General features: G+C 53.8%; 21 protein-coding genes. 16 read left to right on the plus strand and 5 right to left on the minus strand.

The genetic code is table 11. The features are described 5' to 3' along the window. Window positions 1-60: 60 nt before the first annotated feature. The 3 genes from MKY86_RS33430 to MKY86_RS33440 all read left to right on the plus strand — a co-directional run bounded on the left by MKY86_RS33430 (window position 61) and on the right by MKY86_RS33440 (window position 4,587). On the plus strand, window positions 61-1,056 hold the full coding sequence (locus tag MKY86_RS33430) for a DnaJ C-terminal domain-containing protein (protein WP_076077395.1): 996 nt from the start codon (window positions 61-63) through the stop codon (window positions 1,054-1,056). Between the two features lie 83 nt (window positions 1,057-1,139). After that, window positions 1,140-3,782, plus strand: a complete 2,643-nt coding sequence (gene clpB, locus MKY86_RS33435) for an ATP-dependent chaperone ClpB (RefSeq protein WP_076077398.1) — start codon at window positions 1,140-1,142, stop codon at window positions 3,780-3,782. Between the two features lie 379 nt (window positions 3,783-4,161). Beyond that, window positions 4,162-4,587, plus strand: a complete 426-nt coding sequence (locus MKY86_RS33440; protein WP_036723643.1) for a hypothetical protein — start codon at window positions 4,162-4,164, stop codon at window positions 4,585-4,587. A gap of 116 nt (window positions 4,588-4,703) precedes the next feature. On the opposite strand, the gene MKY86_RS33445 is transcribed toward MKY86_RS33440, so the two are convergent. The 4 genes from MKY86_RS33445 to MKY86_RS33460 form a co-directional block, all read right to left on the minus strand. Continuing rightward, window positions 4,704-5,408, minus strand: a complete 705-nt coding sequence (locus MKY86_RS33445) for an MBL fold metallo-hydrolase (RefSeq protein ID WP_076077400.1) — start codon at window positions 5,406-5,408, stop codon at window positions 4,704-4,706. 396 nt (window positions 5,409-5,804) lie between these two features. Continuing rightward, complete coding sequence (locus MKY86_RS33450; protein WP_076077403.1) at window positions 5,805-6,026, minus strand: hypothetical protein; 222 nt, start codon at window positions 6,024-6,026, stop codon at window positions 5,805-5,807. After that, entirely contained in the window at window positions 5,969-6,310 is a 342-nt protein-coding gene (locus MKY86_RS33455) for a sigma factor-like helix-turn-helix DNA-binding protein (RefSeq protein ID WP_036723635.1), read from the minus strand. Before MKY86_RS33455 ends, MKY86_RS33450 begins: the two co-directional genes overlap by 58 nt. 209 nt (window positions 6,311-6,519) lie before the next feature. Further along, on the minus strand, window positions 6,520-8,436 hold the full coding sequence (locus MKY86_RS33460) for a glycosyltransferase family 2 protein (protein ID WP_076077406.1): 1,917 nt from the start codon (window positions 8,434-8,436) through the stop codon (window positions 6,520-6,522). 231 nt (window positions 8,437-8,667) lie between these two features. Between MKY86_RS33460 and MKY86_RS33465 the strand changes: the two genes are divergently transcribed. From MKY86_RS33465 to MKY86_RS33500, 8 genes are all read left to right on the plus strand, one after another. Further along, a complete protein-coding gene (locus MKY86_RS33465) occupies window positions 8,668-8,886 on the plus strand; it encodes a hypothetical protein (RefSeq protein WP_076077409.1) in 219 nt (72 codons plus the stop codon). Continuing rightward, window positions 8,883-9,308 (plus strand): peptidylprolyl isomerase, encoded by a 426-nt coding sequence (locus tag MKY86_RS33470; protein ID WP_076077412.1) that lies wholly within the window; start codon window positions 8,883-8,885, stop codon window positions 9,306-9,308. The genes MKY86_RS33465 and MKY86_RS33470 overlap by 4 nt, the downstream gene beginning before the upstream one ends. 96 nt (window positions 9,309-9,404) lie before the next feature. Next, window positions 9,405-11,018 (plus strand): ABC transporter substrate-binding protein, encoded by a 1,614-nt coding sequence (locus MKY86_RS33475; RefSeq protein ID WP_076077414.1) that lies wholly within the window; start codon window positions 9,405-9,407, stop codon window positions 11,016-11,018. An 85-nt stretch (window positions 11,019-11,103) separates the two neighbouring features. After that, window positions 11,104-12,054: an ABC transporter permease gene (locus MKY86_RS33480; protein WP_036723626.1), complete on the plus strand. Its 951-nt coding sequence runs from the start codon at window positions 11,104-11,106 to the stop codon at window positions 12,052-12,054. Window positions 12,055-12,058: 4 nt separating this feature from the next. Next, a complete protein-coding gene (locus MKY86_RS33485) occupies window positions 12,059-12,904 on the plus strand; it encodes an ABC transporter permease (RefSeq protein WP_076077432.1) in 846 nt (281 codons plus the stop codon). Window positions 12,905-12,918: 14 nt separating this feature from the next. After that, on the plus strand, window positions 12,919-13,929 hold the full coding sequence (locus MKY86_RS33490; protein WP_076077435.1) for an ABC transporter ATP-binding protein: 1,011 nt from the start codon (window positions 12,919-12,921) through the stop codon (window positions 13,927-13,929). Further along, window positions 13,926-14,843, plus strand: coding sequence for an ABC transporter ATP-binding protein (locus MKY86_RS33495; RefSeq protein WP_076077437.1), 918 nt, complete (start codon window positions 13,926-13,928; stop codon window positions 14,841-14,843). The genes MKY86_RS33490 and MKY86_RS33495 overlap by 4 nt, the downstream gene beginning before the upstream one ends. Before the next feature lie 53 nt (window positions 14,844-14,896). Then, window positions 14,897-15,343: a hypothetical protein gene (locus tag MKY86_RS33500; protein ID WP_076077440.1), complete on the plus strand. Its 447-nt coding sequence runs from the start codon at window positions 14,897-14,899 to the stop codon at window positions 15,341-15,343. A gap of 58 nt (window positions 15,344-15,401) precedes the next feature. Here MKY86_RS33500 and MKY86_RS33505 read toward each other — a convergent pair whose 3' ends face one another. Beyond that, window positions 15,402-16,241 carry an SDR family oxidoreductase gene (locus tag MKY86_RS33505; RefSeq protein WP_076077442.1) on the minus strand — a complete coding sequence of 280 codons (840 nt, stop codon included), beginning with the start codon at window positions 16,239-16,241 and terminating at the stop codon, window positions 15,402-15,404. 233 nt (window positions 16,242-16,474) lie between these two features. Here MKY86_RS33505 and MKY86_RS33510 point away from each other — a divergent pair, with 233 nt between their 5' ends. The 5 genes from MKY86_RS33510 (at window position 16,475) to MKY86_RS33530 (ending at window position 21,347) form a co-directional block, all read left to right on the plus strand. Continuing rightward, window positions 16,475-17,509: an AI-2E family transporter gene (locus MKY86_RS33510; protein ID WP_036723609.1), complete on the plus strand. Its 1,035-nt coding sequence runs from the start codon at window positions 16,475-16,477 to the stop codon at window positions 17,507-17,509. 170 nt (window positions 17,510-17,679) lie between these two features. After that, a complete protein-coding gene (locus tag MKY86_RS33515) occupies window positions 17,680-18,696 on the plus strand; it encodes a S66 family peptidase (protein WP_076077445.1) in 1,017 nt (338 codons plus the stop codon). Window positions 18,697-18,768: 72 nt separating this feature from the next. Beyond that, the gene (locus MKY86_RS33520) at window positions 18,769-19,650 is read left to right on the plus strand and encodes a phosphotransferase family protein (protein ID WP_076077447.1); all 882 of its coding nucleotides are present in this window, start codon (window positions 18,769-18,771) and stop codon (window positions 19,648-19,650) included. 239 nt (window positions 19,651-19,889) lie between these two features. Further along, the gene (locus MKY86_RS33525; RefSeq protein ID WP_076077450.1) at window positions 19,890-20,774 is read left to right on the plus strand and encodes a DegV family protein; all 885 of its coding nucleotides are present in this window, start codon (window positions 19,890-19,892) and stop codon (window positions 20,772-20,774) included. A 15-nt stretch (window positions 20,775-20,789) separates the two neighbouring features. Continuing rightward, the gene (locus MKY86_RS33530; RefSeq protein ID WP_036723603.1) at window positions 20,790-21,347 is read left to right on the plus strand and encodes a hypothetical protein; all 558 of its coding nucleotides are present in this window, start codon (window positions 20,790-20,792) and stop codon (window positions 21,345-21,347) included. Window positions 21,348-21,389 lie beyond the last annotated feature (42 nt).

Consider the following 21,389-nt stretch of genomic DNA (forward strand, 5'->3'; position numbering starts at 1 on the left):
AATGCGTCTTTTCCCGGAGGAAGGCAGAAGGTTCCCATTACACGAAAGGAGGAGGTTCCGGTGGCGGCAAATTACTATGAGCGTCTTGGGGTAGATCAGAAGGCCTCGAAGCAGGAGATCAAGAAGGCCTATCAGAAGCTGGCCAAAAAATGGCATCCCGATGTCAACAAGGCCCCGGAGGCAGAGGCGAAGTTCAAGGAAGCAGCCGAGGCATATGAGGTGCTGGGCGATGAAGAGAAGCGCAAAATCTATGATGAGGAGCTCCGCTATGGAGCCGCCGCAGGCTCACGGGGTCAGCGCAGCTACGGATCGGCCTCCTCTGCGTCATGGGAATCGCCGTTTGGCGCGGGCTGGAGCAGCGGAGCCGCTTCTTCCAGCGGTATACCGGAGGAGGATCTGTTCGGGATGTTCTTCGGCAGCCGGGGCGCGGCTGACCGTGCCGGCTTCTTCTCGGGCAGCAGTGGTGCCCGTCCAGGCGGAAGCCCGTGGGGGGATGAGTTCAGTATGATGCAGGCCCAGCTTGAGATTACGCTGGAGCAGGCCTACAAAGGCGGCAATATCAGCGTTCAGGCGGCCGGCAAGGACCTGAACGTACAGATTCCGGCACGCTCGGCGGAAGGGACGGTCATCCGGGTGCCCGGCGGCGGAAGCGGGTCGGGCCAGGGCGGCGATCTGCTGATCTCGCTGCATCTCCTGCCGCATGAGATCTATGAGCCGGACGGAGGGGATCTGCTCGGCACGGTTGAGATCGCCCCTTGGCAGGCTGTGCTGGGCGGGGAAGCCAAGGTAGCGCTGCCGGATGGCAGCAGCGTGAAGCTGAAGATCCCTGCCGGAATAGCCAGCGGCGGAACGCTGCGCCTCTCCGGCAAGGGGCTGAGACGTCCGTACGGAACGAATGGTGACATTCTGTTCCGGATGGAGATGGTCATTCCGGCCGGAACGACCGAGGCAGAGAAGAAGCTGTACCGTCAGCTGGCGGAGTCCGGCAGCTTCCAAGCCGGCGCGAAACGGCGTACCACAGGCGGAGCGCAGCGGCGAAGAGCGGCAACACGGTAAAGAACATTTAAGTTCAGCATATATAACAGCCGGGCATCCGGTTGATTAACCTATACCTATACATTTAGAAAGGCGATGATTTTATGGATTTCAATAAGCTTACCCAGAAGCTGCAGGAAGCGGTAGCAGAGGCGCAGTCGCTGGCGGCCTCCGGCGGGCATCAGGAGATTGACAATCTTCATCTGCTGAAAGCCTTACTTCAACAGAATGAGGGCCTGCTGCCCCGGCTGCTGCAGAAGATGAATGTTCCCGCAGCCGAACTGCTGCAGGGAACCGAGGCGCTGCTTCAGCGCAAACCCAGCGTAAGCGGGAGCGGAGCGGGCACCATGCGGCGCTATGCATCGCCCGCGCTGATTGCCATGCTGGAACAGGCGGAGCAGGAAGCAGCTAAGATGCAGGACGAATTCGTCGCGGTGGAGCATGCCGTCCTGGCGATGGTCTCGGATGCGAGCAGCGGGAACCGCGAGCTGCGCGGGCTGTTCACCAGCCGGGGCGTTACCCGGGAGAAGCTGCTTGGAGTGTTAGCGGAGATTCGCGGACACCAGCGGGTGACCAGCCGGGAGCCGGAGGCCACCTATGAGGTGCTGGAGAAGTACGGCCGCGATCTCGTGGCTGAGGTGCGGGCCGGCAAGATCGATCCGGTCATCGGTCGCGATGCCGAGATTCGCCGGGTGATCCGCATCCTCTCCCGCAAGACCAAGAATAACCCTGTCCTGATCGGGGAGCCGGGTGTCGGCAAGACTGCGATTGTCGAAGGGCTGGCCCACCGGATTGTCCGCCGGGATGTGCCGGAGGGACTGAAGGACAAGACGATTTTCTCGCTGGATATGAGTGCGCTAATTGCCGGTGCGAAATACCGGGGGGAATTCGAGGAGCGGCTGCAGGCGGTGCTGAAGGAGATCCGCGAGAGTGACGGACGGATTATTCTGTTCATTGACGAGCTGCATACGATTGTCGGTGCCGGCAAGACGGAGGGGGCTATGGATGCGGGCAACATGCTGAAGCCGATGCTGGCCCGGGGTGAGCTGCACTGTATCGGGGCGACCACGCTGGATGAGTACCGCAAATATATCGAGAAGGACCCGGCGCTCGAACGCCGCTTCCAGCAGGTGCTGGTCAGCGAGCCGGATGTCGAGGATACCATTTCGATTCTGCGCGGCTTGAAGGAACGCTTCGAGGTGCATCACGGGGTCAAAATCTATGACAGCGCTTTGGTAGCAGCCGGTGTGCTGTCTAACCGTTATATCACGGACCGTTTCCTGCCGGATAAGGCGATTGACCTGGTCGATGAAGCCTGCGCAATGATCCGCACGGAGATTGACTCCATGCCCGGTGAGATGGATGAGGTAACCCGCCGCCTGATGCAGATGGAGATTGAAGAAGCCGCGCTCAAAAAAGAAACCGACGACGCCAGCGCGCGCCGCCTGGAGAACCTCCAGCGGGAGCTGGCTGACCTCAAGGAGAAGCATCTGGGGATGACGGCCCGCTGGGAGAAGGAGAAATCGGCCATTCAGGGCATCCGCGACCTGAAGAAGCGGCTGGAGCAGGCCCGCAAGGATCTGGTCGATGCGCAGGAGATCTATGATCTCAACAAATCGGCTGAATTAAGCTATGGCATTATTCCTGATCTGGAGCGGCAGCTTAAGGCGGCAGAGGAAACGGCGCAGCAGGACCAGGAGACCCGGCTGCTGCGTGAAGCCGTGACGGAGGAGGAAATCGCCGATATTGTCTCACGCTGGACGGGAGTTCCCGTAAGCAGACTGGTGGAAGGCGAACGGGATAAGCTGTTGCGGCTGGAGGAGACGCTGCATGAGCGGGTAGTCGGGCAGGATGAGGCGGTCCGGCTGGTAGCCGATGCCGTTCTTCGGGCAAGAGCCGGCATCAAGGACCCGAACCGTCCGATCGGCTCGTTCCTGTTCCTCGGGCCGACCGGGGTCGGGAAGACGGAGCTGGCCAAAGCGCTGGCGGTCTCGCTGTTCGACCGCGAGGACGGCATGATCCGTATCGATATGTCGGAGTATATGGAGAAGCATAGTGTCTCCCGTCTCGTGGGTGCTCCTCCGGGATATGTCGGCTATGAAGAAGGCGGCCAGCTGACCGAAGCGGTGCGCCGCCAGCCATATACCGTGGTGCTGCTGGATGAGGTAGAGAAGGCTCACCCGGATGTGTTCAACATTCTGCTACAGCTGCTGGATGACGGGCGGCTGACCGATTCGCAGGGCCGGATGGTCGACTTCAAGAACACGATCATCATCATGACCTCCAATATTGGCTCACCGCATCTGATTCAGGGCACGGATGACAACGGCGAGCTGACTGAAGCGGTGAAGGACCGGGTCATGAAGGAGCTGAGCGGGCATTTCCGTCCAGAGTTCCTGAACCGGGTGGATGATATTGTAATGTTCAAGCCGCTGACACTGGGCGAGACCCAGAGAATTGTGGTTAAGCTGGTCGATGGCCTGCGTCTGCGCCTCTCAGAGCGGAACATCGGGCTGGTCCTCAGCGACCAGGCGGTCCGCTTCATTGCCGAGGAAGGCTTCGATTCCGTCTATGGCGCCAGACCGCTGAAGCGGTTCATCCAGCGCAGCCTGGAGACCCGGGTGGCGCGTGCGCTGATCGCCGGAGAAGCGGAGGAAGGCTCAGTGCTGACGGTGGACGAAGCGGACGGCGAGCTGACTGTTGCAATAGCGAAATCAGAGTCTGCGAAGACAGTAGGATCAATGTAAAATGTAATAGGCCCCGGCGCCTCCCCTAAGGAGGCAGCGGCAATCTACAAAGCATCCACAAAAAAAGCGTTCTGCCTTATTGAGGCAGGAGCGCTTTTTTATTATTCGACTTAGAGGCATTAGCATTCTCGCTGAAACGGTACCGTCCTTTAAAAGGACGGCAAAGCCGTTTCCACTTGCACGACCGAAAGTCAGCAGCTGTGTTTGTTCCGCAAAGTATTTGCCTTCTATTGATTCATATCACCTCGGTTAATAGGTCTTTGGTATGGTCTAACCAGCATCCGAATTGAGACTATGCGACGATTTTTTGTAAATATGTGGTTGAAATGTTGTCATGGCGGGAGCTGCCGGGTAATAGAAATGATTAGAACTTTCGAATATGGCTGGATTTGCAGCAGAAGCCAAGGAAACGGAGGGAGAGATCATGGCGGCACAGACGGTATCCGGTATCAGCCCGGTACAGGCCACTACAGCTTACGGCAGCACACAGAGCGATGTCAGTTCTCTGGAGAAGCAGCGCAACCGGCTGCTGATGGAGCTGGACAAGGTGAATGCGGCGCAGGGCGGAGAGATGCAGACTCCTTATCGCCGGGAGCAGCTGCAGCGGCAAATACGGCAGCTGGAGGCCCATCTGGTGCAGAAAAGCGGGAGTACCGCTTCGGCTTCATTTGTACCTGCTCCCCCGCTTCAGGATCATACTCCGCCCTGGCGGACTGAGGGAAAGGGAGGCCTTAAGGGCATCGGTCTGACCGATCCCCGGACAGCGACGGTAGACGCAGAAGGCCATTTCGACGCGTTGATTTAGATAAGGGAGTAGTGAACCCAATCCTTCCCTTTGACCGCGTTCATGTTTTCAAAGAAGCTTTGAGCGCGTTTGTTGTTAGTAGAAGTAATCCAAGTCATGTTGGCATTATCCAAAATCTAAAGGATTCTCACTATATTGTTAGAAACGGCCGGATAGTGTTCGAATATTTGCAGATCATGGAATGGGAGCGGAATTAATCCGCTGTGATGAGCCTCATTTAGAAACCGTTCGTTATTTTCTGTACTGGAAAAAACCCCGTTCGGCCGATTGCTTAGCAAATTATCGCACCAGTAGCATTCATCGCCGGTAATTATATAGTTGGTATGAACCGATTCAAAGTAAACCACCGATGAACCAGGGCTATGCCCGCTGATCACCTTGAATCTGAACTGGTTGTCGTAAATATATTCGTTGTCTACGGTGACAACCTGGCTTTGAAGCAGCTTCTCCTTGATGGCCGGCGAGCACTGCTGTAGCGCAGTTTCATAGTCGGTTTTTGAAATAATGATTTCAGGTTTATCAAACAAGTCAAGATTCTCAATATGGTCAAAGTGACTATGCGTAATGATGACTGTATCTACGGAGCTTAGATTGCCAATGATGCCTCTTAACTCGTCTGCTACGTCTGTTAGTGTAATTCCCCATTGCTGTGCCACATTCTCATCGCGAAAGCCTGTATCGATAAAGATTGTTTTATTATTATACTTGGCAATATAAAATGACCACGCAATCTGGACTAATTCCTCCGAATGATTCATATCACGGTATACGTTGCTTAAGCGAAATGAAGATTCACCAAATTTCACGGCGTAGAGTTCCATGGATGGGTTCAACCCCTTCTTGTGGCATCCGAGTTATACAATGTACGATTCAATATTTAATGAGTTTACCCCATTTCGCCGTGCCCGGTCTAGAGTGTCGATGGAAGCCTCGATAATGATGCGGATATCTGTGCCGGTTCCGAACGGTCCGACCAGACCTCCGATGTAACATCCCATGGGCCTCAAGCTGCGAACTCTCCGATCTTCAACGCATGAACACCCTTTCATAAGTTATTCCGGCCGGAACTTCTTATAGTAACCATAAACCTTACCCTAGCAGGAAGGTCAATACCTAGGTTGCAGCCGGCATGAATGCCGGTCTTGCCTGATAGATTAGCTATTCCCAATGAATGACAAGCGGGCAGCGCCACGATAGGTCGGCGTTTGCCCGCTTGTTCATGTGCTATCCCCCGCCTGTATGAAGTTAAGAATCTCCGTCACAATATGTGAAATGGCATCCTCCCGCGGGAGGAGGATGCATTGACTGACTATTTCGATGTCCTCCTGAAATAGCTCGATGATCTGGAGCATGGCCTCCGGCTGTTTCTGGCGGACACCTGTCAGAAGGTCTGCGAATTCGCTGTCTGTGATAGCTGCTGGAGCATTTTTTGCTTCCATTTGTTAACCCCCTGTTGACTCATATGCAGCTGTGCCGCGACCTCAGCCTCTGTCATTTCCTGCAGATAAATCTTTTGCAGAATCACCTTTCCTTTAGCTGGAAGGGTATCTAATAGCTGCTCAACGGACAACCGGTTAATCATCTCCTCCGCTTCATCCCGCTGAGCCGGGCGGATATCCATGAAGGTACATTCATGCCGGCGGGTTCGCTTGCTGCGGTATTGTAAGCGCCAGCCGATTCGATAGATTTCCTGCCGGTAACGCTGTATCATTTGCTGTTCCATTGCCGTTACGCCTCCTCTTCTATATATCTTTCTAATAATAGGGAAATATTAGGATGTATTTTACAACCAAAATACGAACTTATGTTCTGTTATTTTAGCATATTTGCCTGCGGACCTATAGTGATATATTTCCTGAAGCTTATTTGCAAAAAAAGAAGAAGCTCCGATAAGGAGCTTCTTCCTCTCTTCTTATGACTCAGCCCTCCGCCTTATTCGCTCCAATTCACCAGCCGGGGCTTCGGGTCAAGGATAGACTGATACTGCTCCTTCCAGCCGTACTCGGCATCCGGGTCCAGCAGCTTATAACGCAAATACTTCTCCAGCCTGAATTCCGGCTTCGACCAGCCAAGATGCTTCAGGCGCAGGTTGCTTAACTGATGGGGCAGCTCGAAGATATTCTCCGGCAGCCGCCCGCAGTGCTGCGGCAGATCATTCCAGGTATAGGTGAAGTCTTCCCGGTAACGGAGCAGGAACGGGCGGTAGCTCTGGTGGGCCTGCCAGTACATATCCTCGCGGTAACTTCCCTCATCCCAGAAGTCGTAGAGCCGGAAACAGAATAAGTCGCAATCTGCTGTCCGCAGCAGGGAGTCTACTTCCTCTGGAAAACATGACTCGAACAGCTCATCTCCGTCCAGATTAAGAATCCACTCGGGATGGGTCGCAACCACCGCCTCCCACTGCTGCTTGCGCAGCTCCGATTCATTATGGAAGCGGGAGACAGGATTCTGTATCAGGTGGAGCGGAATCCCCTCAAGAGCCTCCCGGCAGATATCGGCTGTATCATCTGTGCTTGCGTCGTCGATAATGACGGCCTCATCGATATACTTGCGGTGCTCCTCAAGCACCTGGCGCAGGAATCTGGTGCCTTCGTTCTTGACGATCATCGTGAGGGTCAGCTTGGGCCGGCGGGAAGCAGGGACTGCCGGGGTGACAGGGGACGCTGCATAAGCGGCTTGAGGCTTCTGCAGACCTGCTTCTCCTTCCCTGCCTGTGCTGGCTCCTCCTGCCGGATGCTCCTTCACCGCTCCGCTTCCTTCTGCCGTCTCGGCTACGTCAGCAGGCAGAGGCTCCTTGGACAAGCGCTGCCGGGCTTCGGCTTCGGTCCACAGCACATCCCACTGCGCTGCTGCCTCTTGTACTCTTTTGTCAGCAGGGGACGGAGCCGTCTCTGCCTGGCCCGGCAGATCAGTGTCGCTGTCTTCAACGGTCGGCGCTTCATCTGAGCCGTCAGGCTCTGCTTCACTCCTGGCCCCGGCTGCTTCTGAATGACTGCCAGCTTCATCCTTCGCCTCTACTATAGAAGCTGCTTCCGCGCCCGAGGTGTGCCGGATGAACTCCGCGACCAGATCCAGATCACTGTCTCTGTAGAGGTGCAGCGCAGGGAAGTGGGTATCCACGAAGAGCGGAAAGCCGAGGGCCGCTGCACGGATGCAGAAATGACGGTCCTCTCCCCAGTAGGAGATATTACGGACCCGGTCGTAGCTGATCCCGGAGCTGAGGGCTGAGCTGCTGATCAGCGTGCAGGCGCCAAGTCCGCCAACCTCATAGATTCCAGGCTGCTGCATCTTCAGCAAAAAAGCATAGAAACGGCGCTGAATCTCCTCCGGAGAGAGCTGTTCCCCTGGATGAATCTCCCACTGGTTGTATTCGTCATGCATCCATACCTGCGGCTGCAGCAGTGTATTCGGCTGCCACTGTGTCCAGAAAATCTCGGAGATAATATCCTTGCCTGTACCGATCAGATGCAGCAGCGTATCCGGGTGCAGAATGAGGTCCGAATCAATCAGGAACAGGTAGTCATAGCCGAAGGCCTCCGCCCGCCGGATCATCAGATTCTTGAATCCGGCCACCTTCCAGACCAGATTGGAATGCCAGACATGAGTATGCTCATCTCGGATATAGTTATCATGGTAGCCGGAGGATTGCAGGAAGACAGATCTGCCGTTCCGGGCGAACTGCTGCAGCAGCCCGCTTGCGGCTTCATACGGGTTATCGTCAATCAGATAGAAATCAAGATCGATATCCTTCAGGTTCAGACGCAGCAGAGAGTTCAGGAATTGCTCCAGGATCGCCGGTTTTTGATGAATCGGGCTGCCCAGCAGCACCCGGGTTCTATTCGGATTCATAGCAGCCACTCCAGAATAAGGTCAACATGATAGAACATCCCCTTGGATTCGCAAATAGTTGATATAAATTATATGTATTCGATATTTTTAGAGAAGTACCGGACTTTCCCCATTTTCCCGAAATAATCACCTGCATGTATAGAAGAGAGCCGTATTGCCGTTTGCCCTGAGCTATTGTACAATACCGCTAATATATATAATCCCCGGAAGAGGGCTGGCAGGAGTGAGAGGATGGACAAGCCAACGTTAAAAGTACAGCAATTGATCAATGTCCTCCTGGCGATGAATCCGCGCGCTGAGGTGTTCCTGCATATGGAGGGCGGAGAGCTTAGGCCGCTCGTGGACGAGGATATCGAGGAGATTTATGCGCCGCTGCATGCTGCCAAGACGGCCGTCTATATCGGTGTACCGGCAGATAATGCAGCCCGTGTAGAGGAGGAGGCGCCATGAAGCAGGCTCTGATCCGTCTGGAGCAGGGACCGGAGGTTCGGCTGGAGCTGTTCGATCAGGAAGCGCCGGGAACCGTAGCCAATTTTGAAAAGCTTGCGAACAGCGGCTTTTACAACGGTCTGGCCTTTCAGCGTGTGGTTCGCGGCTTTGTTGCCCAGGGCGGCTGCCCGGAGCGCAACGGCAGAGGCGGCACAGATCCCATTCCCTGTGAGACGCAGGGGAATCCCCATAAGCATGTGCGCGGGGCGCTGTCTATGGCGCATTTTGGACCAGGCACGGGGTCCTGCCAGTTTTTTATCTGTTATGATACGTTCGATTATCTGGACGGCTGGCATACGGTATTCGGCAGGGTTACGGAAGGAATGGAGCATGTCGATGCCCTGCGACGCGGAGCGGTCATGCAGGAGGTCCGCGTCTGGTAAAGTCCATGGTAAATTCATACATTGTAATTCCTAGTATTCCGATATATAATGACTCAACAACGAGTGGGAATGCTCATAGACATGGAGGAAGAGACAATGCGTAAAGGGATAACAGGGGTTGCTATTCTACTATTATTAACACTGATGATCAGTGCATGTTCGAGTGGGAATAACGCTTCATCTACCAATGCCGCACAGACACCGGCTGCATCACAAGAGCCTGCTGCCGGCGAACCGAAGGATGGAGGCAGTCTGATTATAGGGGTCGCTTCCGATCCGGTAGTGCTGAATCCGAACTATGCGGGTGACCGTGTCAGCCTGACCATTGACCAGGCCCTGTATGCTCCGCTGTTCCAGGTGAACAACGGCAAGAAGACCTTCTACCTGGCAGACAGCCTGACACCGTCAAGCGATAATCTGACGTATACATTGAAGCTTAAGGATGGATTGACCTGGCATGATGGAGAGAAGCTGACGGCGGATGATGTGGTATTCACCATCGACAGCATTCTTGATGAGAAGCAGAACAGCTTCCTGCGTGCCAACTTCCTGATTGGCGACAAAGCGATTAAGGCTGTCAAGGTCGATGACCTGACTGTGGAGTTCAAGCTGCCGCAGGTCAGCCCGGCTTTTGAAGCCACGCTGGTACAGGTATTCCCGATTCCGAAGCACATTTACGAGAATGAGACCAACATTGAGAAGAGCACGAAGAACGCTTCTCCTGTCGGCTCCGGTCCCTTCAAGTTCAAGGAATACAAGGCCGGCGAGTATCTGACGCTGGAACGCTTCGACAACTACTTCGGGGGCAAGCCGCATCTGGATTCGGTCACTTACCGGATTGCCAAGGATACCAATGCTGCGAATCTGGCTCTGCAGAACGGCGAGATTAATGTACAGTATCTGGACCCGAAGGATGTTCCTACGATTCAAGCGACGAATAATTTTGAGATTCTCCCGTATAGCGAAGGCCGCCTCGCTTATCTGATGTTCAATGCGAACAGCGATACCGGTGCCCTCGCCAAAAAAGAAGTCCGGCAAGCCCTGTCTTTGGCCCTCAGCCGCGACGAGCTGATTCAGACGGCGTACACTTCCGGCGAATATGCTGATCCGGCAAAGTCCTTCCTGACTCCGGATGCACTGTACTTCACGAACGATGTCCCTACCTTTGACAATGATGCTGCCAAGGCGAAGGAACTGCTGGCCACTGCCGGTGAGAGCAACCTGAAGCTCCGGTATATCGTACAGAGCGGTAACAAGGCGCAGGAAGCCATCTCGCTGTATGTGCAGCAGAAGCTGAAGGCAATCGGCGTAGAGGTTGAATTGCAGAACATGGATTCCTCGGCCTGGGTGCAGAAATTCATTGATCTGAAGGCGACCGACTATGAGCTGGCTCTGACCGGCTATATCATGGGCTATGATCCGGATGCGTACCGTATCCTGTTCACTACGGACAGCTCGTCCAACTACTCGCATTATTCCAACAGTGAAGTCGATAAGCTGATGAATGACGGTGCAGGCGAAGCAGATCCGGCTAAGCGTGCAGAGATCTACAAGAAAGCGCAGGAACTGGTAGCCGAGGATGCACCGATCTATCCTATCGCCTATACCAAGACCGTGGTAGCAGTATCGAAGAACTACGGCGGTATTGATGAGGCTGTGCTGAAGCCGGTCGTCATCTTCGAAGACCTGTCCAAGATTTACAAGAAATAATCCGCCTCACAAAATAAGCAAGGCAAAAAAATAAGCTGGTTCCCCCAGCTTATTTTTGCCTGTTAAGAGCTGGGAGAAGCTGCGTATGAGACAACTCATCGTCCGAAGGTTGCTGCAAACATTGCCGATGCTGTTTTTTGTATCGGTGGTCTGTTTTACCATGATTAAGCTGGCTCCGGGAGATCCGGTGCTGTCTTTCGTGACGCCCAATATGCACGCTGATGATATTGAGCGCATCCGTCATAATCTGGGGCTGGATAAGCCTGCTTATATCCAATATTTCATCTGGATCAAAGAGATGGTCCAGGGCAATTTCGGGTACTCGCTGGTCAATCACCAGCCTGTGCTGGATCAGATTCTGGACCGCCTCCCCGCAACTGCGGGTCTGATGGGCAGCGCCATTGCCCTGGCCGTCCTGCTGGCCATTCCGCTGGGCCTCGTGGCCGGTGCGAACCGCAACCGCTGGGTAGACAAGCTAATCAATTTTATCGCTTATATCGGCATCTCCATCCCCTTATTCTGGCTGGCTATCCTGCTGATGTATCTGTTCGCGATCAAGCTGCACCTGCTTCCAAGCATGGGGATGCGCACCATTGGTGTGGAATCGCCGCTTGATGTGCTGAAGCACGGGATATTGCCGTGTACGGTGCTGGCCTTCAGTTTCCTGTCCGGGTATGTGCGCTATATCCGCTCCAGCACGATCGGACAGCTTAAGGAGGAGTATGTGCAGATCCAGTACGCTTTTGGCTCGAAGAAATCCACCATCCTGTTCCGGCATGTGCTGAAGCATGTACTGCTGCCCGTGATCACGCTGATCGGTATGTCGATGGGAGATCTGGTGGCTGGGGCGATTGTTACGGAAACGGTGTTCTCTTGGCCGGGGATCGGCTCCCTGGGGATGACGGCGGTGAAGGGGATGGATTATCCTGTCATTATGGGGATTACCCTGTTCTCTTCCTTAATGCTGATCTTCGGTAATCTGGTGGCAGATATTCTCTACAGCGTTGTCGATCCAAGAATCAAACTGAAGGGGTGACCTCATGAATCGCAGTAAATGGAAAAATCTGCAGTCCGAGCTGTTTACGAACGGTCTGGGTGTCGCTGCTCTTGTTATATTGATGGTGTTTACACTGGGGGCGGTCTTTGCCTTCCTGTCCGGTCATGATCCGAATGCCATGGATGCCATGGCCCGCCTGACGAAGCCCGGCGCCGCGCATCTGTTCGGCACCGATGATTATGGCCGCGACTATCTGTCCAGAGCCTTATACGGAGGCCGGGTTTCGCTGCTGGTCGGATTCTCCTCCATGATCGTAGCAACCTTTGTGGGCGTGCTGGTTGGGGTGATTAGCGGATATTTCGGCGGCTGGATCGATAATCTGCTGATGCGGATGCTGGATATTATCATGTCGATCCCGTCCTTCCTGATCCTGCTGCTGCTCAGCGTCTATCTGAAGCCGAGCATCGGCAATCTGATCATTATTATTGCTCTCTTGATGTGGATGAATGTGGCACGTGTCGTCCGCGCGGAGACCCTGACGATCAAGGAACGGGAGTACGTGTTATATGCCAAAGCCTCGGGACAGAGTGCCTTCGGCATGATCTGGCGGCATATCCTTCCGGGGCTGATACCGGTGATTATTGTAGGGGCGACGAATAATATTGCCTCGGCCATTATGATGGAATCGTCGCTGAGCTTCCTCGGCTTCGGAGTACAGCCGCCGAATGCCACGTGGGGGAGTATGCTGAACAGCGCACAGGGGTATATTGCCCAGGCGCCTTATCTGGCGCTGTTCCCCGGGCTGATGATCCTGTTTACGGTGCTGAGCTTTAATGTGCTGGGAGATATTTTGCGGGTCGGCTTTGAACCTAAGCTGATCCGAAGATAGGAGGGCTTAACATCATGACTGAACGGCTGCTGACTGTTGAGAATTTACAGGTTTCCTTCGCTACCCGGGACGGGGAGAATCAGGCCGTCCGTGGCGTTAGCTTCCATATTGATGAGGGTGAGACCGTAGGCATTGTCGGGGAATCCGGCAGCGGCAAAAGCGTTACAGCCAAGGCGGTCATGTCACTGATCACACCGCCGGGGCATATGACTGCCGGGAAGCTGGAGTTCCGCGGCAAGAGCCTGAAGGGGCTTACGGAGAAGCAGTGGCGGTCCTTGCGGGGCAACCGGATTGCGATGGTCTTCCAGGACCCGATGACCTCGCTGAATCCGGTCAAGCGAATCGGCCAGCAATTGACAGAGGTTATCCGCAGGCACCGCGGACTGGATAAAGCGGCGGCGTATACCGAAGCGGCGGAGCTTCTCCGCCAGGTCGGCATCCGTGATCCGGAGCAGCGGCTGAAGCAATATCCCCATGAATTCAGCGGAGGGATGCGCCAGCGGGTGATGATCGCGATGGCGCTCTCCTGCCGCCCGGAGCTGCTGATTGCCGATGAGCCTACCACCGCGCTGGATGCGACCATCCAGGCGCAGATCCTCGATCTGTTCAAAGAGCTGAAGGAACGGGGAGATACGGCAGTTGCGCTTATTACCCATGATCTTGGAGTGGTAGCCCAGGTCTGCACGCGCGTCATTGTCATGTACGGCGGACTGGTGATGGAGGAGGGGACGGTGCAGGATATCTTCTACCGGCCTCAGCATCCGTATACGCAGGGCTTGCTGCGTTCCATACCGAAGCGCGGCGGCGGTGAACGTGAGCGGCTGATTCCGATCGAGGGCACACCGCCCGATCTGCTGAATCCCCCGCCCGGCTGCCCGTTCATGGACCGTTGTCCGCATGCCTTCGCCCGCTGCAGTGAACGTCCTCCGGTAGTCGAGTTTGCACCAGGGCACCGCTCGATGTGCTGGCTGACCGAAGGTACAGAAGAGAAGACAGCAGTTACAGCGGGGAGGGATTTCACTTGAGCGAGCGCAAGGTGCTTGTAGAGGTTAACAATCTGAAGAAGCATTTCCCGAAGGGCAAGGATTTGCGCGGACGGGATAAGGGTGTACTTAAGGCCGTAGACGGGGTCAGCTTCCAGATCCGCCAGGGCGAGACCTTCGGTCTGGTCGGTGAATCCGGGAGCGGCAAGTCCACGGTCGGGCGCTGTCTGCTCCGTCTGTACGATTATACAGACGGTGAGGTGTTCTACGACGGGAAGCCGCTTGGCAAGCTGGGCGAGAAAGGGCTGAAGCCCTTCCGCAGGCGGATTCAGTCAATCTTTCAGGACCCGTATTCCTCGCTTAATCCAAGTCTGAATGTACTGGAGCTGATCAGTGAGCCGATGCGGATTCACGGTCTCTATCCGGGCGAAGAGCGCAAGGAAGCGGTGGCAGAGCTGCTGGAGAAGGTGGGGTTGAAGCGGGAGCATCTGTACCGCTTCCCCCATGAATTCAGCGGCGGGCAACGCCAGCGAATCTCCATTGCACGGGCGCTGTCGGTCCGGCCCGAGTTCGTCGTCTGCGATGAGCCCATCTCTGCGCTGGATGTCTCTGTCCAGGCCCAGGTCGTTAATATGCTGGAGGATCTGCAAGCCGAGTTCGGGCTGACCTATCTGTTCATCGCCCATGATCTGTCGATGGTCCGCCATATTGCTGACCGGATCGGCGTGATGTACGGCGGCCGGCTGGTGGAGGTGGCTCCAAGCGATGAGCTGTACGATAATCCGCTCCACCCCTACACCAGAGCCCTGCTGTCCTCCATTCTGGAGACAGATCCGATGAAGGCCAGCCGCAGAATCCAGCTGGAGGCTTACCCGGCTGTGCGCGGGACAGAGGAAGCCGCTGCACTGCGGGAAGTGAGTCCCGGGCATTATGTGGCCGGGGAATATGCAGACTAATATTATGAACGAATCTTAGGAGATACACATCTGTGAATCAAGGAGGAGATACAATGACAATACCGACTAGCAAGGTCAAATTATCACAATGGGATGCCCTTCTGCTGGAATCGCTGCGCGCGCTGTCCGGATCTGACGAAGAGCTGCTGCGCAGAGTCAGTGAAGGGGATCTGCCGGCCGATGAGAGTAAATACGAGTTCGATTACGGGCAGTTGTCTGCCCTTGCAGAGGAACAGCCGGAGGGATTCCGCCGGGCCGTTCTGGAAGGCTACCAGATTAAATACAATACCATCCGCGGCATCCGCAGCTGGATCGAGGTTGCACTCGGTATTGAAGCGAAGCTGGAGCTGGAAGAGGGGCAGGAAGCGGTGGAAGCGGAATTAACGGAGGCTGAACGCGAACGGCTGGAGGATGTGTTGTCTTACGGCTGGGCGGTCACTGGCGGGCCTGCTGGAGACGGCAGTACCGGAACGTACCGGATTGAGCCGATTCAGCGCTAGAATCTGATAAGGGAAAGCCAAAGACAGCCGCTCCAGGAATGGGAGCGGCTGTTTACATTTACATATTCAACTGAATTCTGCGCGTGCTTAGTACGCCTTCCAGTCCGGTAGGGTCAGTGCTGACCTTGCGGGCAACGAAGGCTTCGGCCCGCTCTGAGGTGCGCAGGCGCAGCGGCTTGGTCTCAAGCTGTACCAGCTCCCACATCACATCCGCAACAGAGTCTGCCGTCTGCGGCTCCACATTGCGCTCCAGGAAGGCCGCTCTATAAGCATCCAGAATTGGCTTGTACTCGTCTTCCAGAACGCCGCCGGTGCTGGCGACATGCCCCATGACGGTTGAATTGAACTCCGTAGCAATCGCTCCTGGCTCCAGCAGGGTGATATCGATATTGAACTGCGGTTTGTAATAGGTGGCGAGACTCTCCAGCAGCCCTTCCACTGCGAATTTGCTGGCGCAGTAGACCTCGTTCATCGGTTGCCCGACCAGTCCGCCGACACTGGAGGTAGCCACAATATGGGCGTAGCCAGTCTTTTGCAGCAGCGGCAGTGCAGCCCGGATCGTATGCATGACCCCGTACACGTTGGTATTGAAGACATCCTCGATCTCAGGGAACGGTGCCTGCCCAAGCGCTCTCAGATATCCGAATCCGGCATTACAGAATAATAGATCCAGCTTGCCTTGCTCCGCTTCTATCCGGTCTATAACCTGCTGAATACTCTCCGGCTGTGTCACCTCCAGCTCTACGAACTGCAGACCCTCCACATTCTGGTACAGCTCCTGTTCACGCTTCAGATGGCGGGTTCCGGCATAGACCGTCCAGCCCTCATGGGCGAACTTCAGTGCAGTGGCAAGGCCGATGCCGGAGGATGCTCCGGTGATACAGATTACTTTGTTCATACCAGCTTTCGCCTCCATTAGTTTGAATTCATTGATTTGGAATATTGAAAAAGGTATATATGTTCCAGTTTTGCCCACATTATAGCATATAGCAATAGAGCTTCCTGTAAATCGACATAAAGTTCGTGGTTTCGCGGGAATTGGGCGATGCCAAAGTTGCTATATTTGTTTTCAGTACGGTACACTATAATAAAAATCTTATCTGCCAGCGAATGGAGAGGAACAAGGGAACAATGGAAGTATTCAAGCGTTATGTCGCCAATTTAACAGTCCGGCGCTTCTTGATTCTGGGATTGATTGGACTGCTGCTGTACAGTATCAGGGATATGCTGAATCTGGTGCTGCTGACCTTTCTGATCGCTTATGTGATGAACAGCTTTCAGGTGCTATTGAGCAAGCGGATCGGCAAATTCGTGAAGGTAAACAGCAAGGTCATCATCATTATACTGTATGTGGCGCTGATCAGCATGATCGTCATGGCACTAGTCAAATATATGCCCAAGGTATTCTCGCAGATCAAGCAATTAACCACTTTTCTCGGCACGCTGACCTCCGATGATATTCCGCAGAATGAAATTATGCAGTACTTGTTCCGAAAGGTCAGGGAGCTCAATTATCAGAGTTATTTGAATCAAGGGATCGAATATGTCTTCAAAATCAGTAACTGGGGCACCACCTTCGTCCTGTCCACGATTCTAAGCCTTGTCTTCATTCTGGAGAAGAATCGGATCGTCAGCTTCACCTCCCGCCTGAGAGACAGCAAAATCTCCTGGTTCTATGTGGAGCTGGAGTATTTCGGCAGAAAATTCATCTCCTCCTTCGGCAAGGTCATTGAAGCACAGATTCTGATTGCGCTGTTCAATACTTTGTTTACCGTGGTCGGGCTGTGGGTGCTTGGTTTCTTTTTCGAGCCATTCCCGTATCTGTTCGCCCTCTCCATTATGATCTTCATGCTCAGCCTGATTCCGGTCGTCGGCTTTGTCATTTCGCTGATTCCGCTGTGCATTATCGGTTATAACACGGGTGGACTGATGCTGACGATCAACATTCTGGTGATGATTGCCCTGTTACATGTCATAGAGGGCTACTTCCTCAACCCGAAGCTGATGTCCTCCAAAATGAACCTGCCGATGTTCTACACTCTGGTAGTGCTGTTGTTCTCCGAGCATTATATCGGGGTATGGGGACTGATTCTCGGGATTCCAATCTTCGTCTTTTTCCTGGATATTCTGGATATCAGCCGGGATAATAAGCCTTCGCTGGAATGACGCAGTCAATGATATAATTCGTAGTACACTAGGGGGATATTCAGCCTGCTCAAGGTTCGGGTATCTCCTTTTTTATAGAATTTATATGTTTTGGGGTCCCCGCAAAGTACCTGAGTCATCATCGAAGCTAAAGCCCCACTTGGTGGGGTTACCTTAGGAGGAATAACCGGATGATCAGATATCCCGTATTAGAAGCAGAAGCCGTTATTGGTGTAACTGCACCCTCATCAGGAGTAGGAGAGGAGCTTCGTGAACTGCTTGAGCTGGCTGTAGAACGGCTGCAAAAAAGAGGGTACGGCGTAGTCTGCGGACCCACAGCATGGACACAGGAAAAGGCTAAATCGGCTCCGGCTGCTGTACGTGCCGCTGAATTCAACGCGATGATGGCCGATGAGTCCATCGGACTCGTCGTGCCTCCCTGGGGCGGGGAGCTGCTGATCGAGATGCTGGAGCAGGTGGATTTCAGCAAGATGAAGTGTAAATGGATTCTCGGGTATTCCGATATCAGTGTGCTGCTGCTGGCTGTCACGCTGAAGACGGGGATTGCCACTGCCCATGGCACGAACTTCATTGATCTCCGGGGAGAAGAGACAGACCCGACAACCGCCATGTGGGACAAGGTATTGTCTACGCCAAGCGGCGGCTCTGTATTTCAGCAATCCTCACAGCAATACCAGCTGGAATGGGGAGGAGGCGAGCCGTCGCCCCATGTGTTCAACCTTACAGAAGCCACTAGCTGGAAGACGGTGGGCAATCAGGCCCTCGCCATGCAGGGCCGCCTGCTGGGCGGCTGCATTGACGTTATCCGTCATCTGATCGGCACGCCGTATGGAGATGTGCGGCATTTCCAGCAGCACTATATCCATAATGAGCCTATTCTGTGGTACTTAGAGAACTGTGAGCTGCCCGTGACCGACCTGCGCCGCTCCCTGGTGCAGATGAAGCTGGCGGGCTGGTTCGAGCATTGCAGCGGACTTATGTTCGGCCGGAGCGCGGCTAACCGCCCTATGGACGGGTACACCGTAGAGGATGTCTACCAGGAGCTGGCCGATGAGCTGGGCCTGCCGGTCGCATACGATATCGACTGCGGGCACCTGCCTCCCCAGGTTACTTTGGTGAACGGGGCTTTTGCAGAGGTCGAGGTTGGGGCAGGCAAGGGAACGGTGACGCAGTACTTCCGGGATTAGAGAAATAGTCTATGGAGTCGCGTGATCGCTAAGTTAGGCTCAGCCTGACAAACTAGCTTCAGGAGGTAATCAATGAGCGTTATTCATCACGTTATAGACGAGCTTAAGTTGAACGTTTCGAACATAGAGGGTGTGCCAGATTCGTTTAGTTCCGAGGTATATAAGCTTACGCTTGCCGGCGGAAAGAACGTCTATGTGAAAGTTCCGTATAACAAAGACAAGCTGTACCGTGAATTTCAGGTCCTTGAAGCATTGAAAGGCATGATTCCTGTTCCTGAGGTGCTCGATATTTGGTACGGGGATGACACTATGACAGGAGCATTGCTTCTTTCAGCAATTCAGGGGACGCCTTGTACAGGGGAGCTGGACGAGCAGCTTTCTTATCAAATAGGCATGTATCTTGCAATGCTCCATGAGGTTACAACTCCGGGATATGGCTACCATGTAGCCAGCGGCTTTAAGGATCTGGACCCGAATGACTGGCGAATATATATCCGGAGTAATTTTGAGAAATGGGAAGAGCCATGTAAGGAGATACTCGATCCAAGGCTGGTTGAGAAATGTATGCTTCACTTTGATGAGCTGTTCTCTGCTCTGCCTGATCCTGACGGACCCTGCATGGTTCACATGGATTATAGACCGGGCAATATATTGGTGAACGGGAACAGGGTTGCCGGCATTATTGATTTCGAGAGTGCCCGCGGCGGATCGTCGGAGGTGGATTTTACGAAGGTCAACCGGTATCTGTGGGAGGTCGATTCAGGAACTAAGAGGCCATTCATGGAAGGTTATCAATCAATCCGGCCTATACTGGATCTGGAAAGAGTCCTGCCGTTATATGATCTATACGATGCGTTCGCCTCCATTGTGTGGTGCCGTAACCGGGGTGTGGACAAGAATCAAGCATTCCTTCAGGAGAATGTGAACACGTTAAGTACCTTGGTTGGATATTAGGATGTTGCTCGTGCTGACGCTAATTTCCACTTTTCTCATACCATAATCAAACCTCTCTTAAACAGGTATATTCGTCATATATAATGTGAATTTATGTCGAATTTAGTTGAAAAAAAGTGCTGGGATTATTCAAGGAATGCTCTACGCATGCTTGGCATCCTGTATAATTTATGAATATACAGACAGCCATAGCTGCTGATTCCTGAGCAGTGAATTCCTCACGAAAGAGAGTAATGACTATGAAATCCATCGCCTGGGTGACTGACAGCACCAGCACCATTGATTCTGAATTCGCCAAGAATAACCATGTGTATATCGTTCCCCTCCGTCTAATCGTCAATAATGAATGTTATAGAGAAAATATAGATATTAACGCCGATCAGTTCTATGACAAAATGCGTCAGCATGACAAGGTAGGCAGCTCCCAGCCGCCGATTGGCGAGTTCGTGGAATTATACGAGCGTCTGAAGGAAGAGTATGACGAGATTATTGCGATCCATTGTTCCTCCGAGCTTAGCGGAACCTTCAACACCTCGATGCAGGCGGCAGACATTGCTGGAGTCAACGTAATTGGTATCGATTCCAAAGTAGGCGCGTACCCGATCCGTGAGATGCTTCTGCGCGGTATTCACTGGCAGCAGGCAGGCTGCTCTGCGCAGGAGATCAAGAACAGAATTGATAATATAATCGAGAAAATGTCCTTCTATATCATCCCCGCCAGCCTGAGCCAGCTGCACCGCAGCGGACGGCTCTCCGGCTCTCAGTTCCTGCTGGGCCAGCTGATGCGGATTCATCTGCTTCTGCGGTTCGATGAGGGCAAAATTGTCGTCTCCGATAAAATCCGCACCTTCAAGAAGACGAAGCAAAAGCTGCTGGAGACCATCCAGCAGGAAATCGGCCGCTTCCAGGATGTATGTATTATGCACGCCAACAATAAAGAAGAGGCGCTGAGCCTGGAGTGGGCCATTAAGGCCATGTCCCCTTCGGTGCGTACAGAAATAATGACCTTTGTCCCGGTGGTAGGTGCTCATATGGGCGAGGGGACACTGGCGCTGTCTTGGATTAACCGTACGGCCCTGAATAGTATTGAAGCTGAGAATGAAGTGCTGGAGTCTGTGCTCTAGAAAAGGAGCGGAACGATGTTCTTATATCATTACTATGATGCATCTGTGGGTCCGTTTGTTAGCCTATCTGATTTGCCGGGCGATCAGGCGAGGGCCGTGCTGGAGACGATTAAGCAGACCAAGCCCAAGGCCCAGAGCGCCCAAAGACATGATAAGTATGTGGAATATCGGCGGAACTGCGAGAGCATCATCCGGGCGGAATTTATACGTAAGGGCGGTGTGGTCCAGCGGTCCTCCCCGCATTATATGGTAGTTGAACACAGTCCGTGGCTAAGCACATGGTTCGAGAATGGCGCATCGCTCAAGATTCCGATTGAGGAATTTGATGTGAACACGATTTCTTTTACCTATGGGGACTCCATGCCCACCTTCAGCCCGCTGATTAACGATGGCAAAGAGTACAGGCACACTCTGTATACCTATCCCGAGATTGTGAGCATCATTGACAAGTACGGGTTACCGCAGAATTGGAACAATGACGGAAAGTACGGTCCGGAGCGGTACGTCGAAGCGCATGTCTGGAGCGATGGGGCGGTTGGCCGGTATCTGAGTGAGCGGAGCTGGGCCCGATAATATGGTATCGAAATAACCAGAAAACGGCTGGATCAGGGGAAC

The sequence above is a fragment of the Paenibacillus sp. FSL R7-0333 genome (assembly GCF_038000365.1).
Taxonomy (GTDB): Bacteria; Bacillota; Bacilli; order Paenibacillales; family Paenibacillaceae; genus Paenibacillus_AQ; species Paenibacillus_AQ silagei.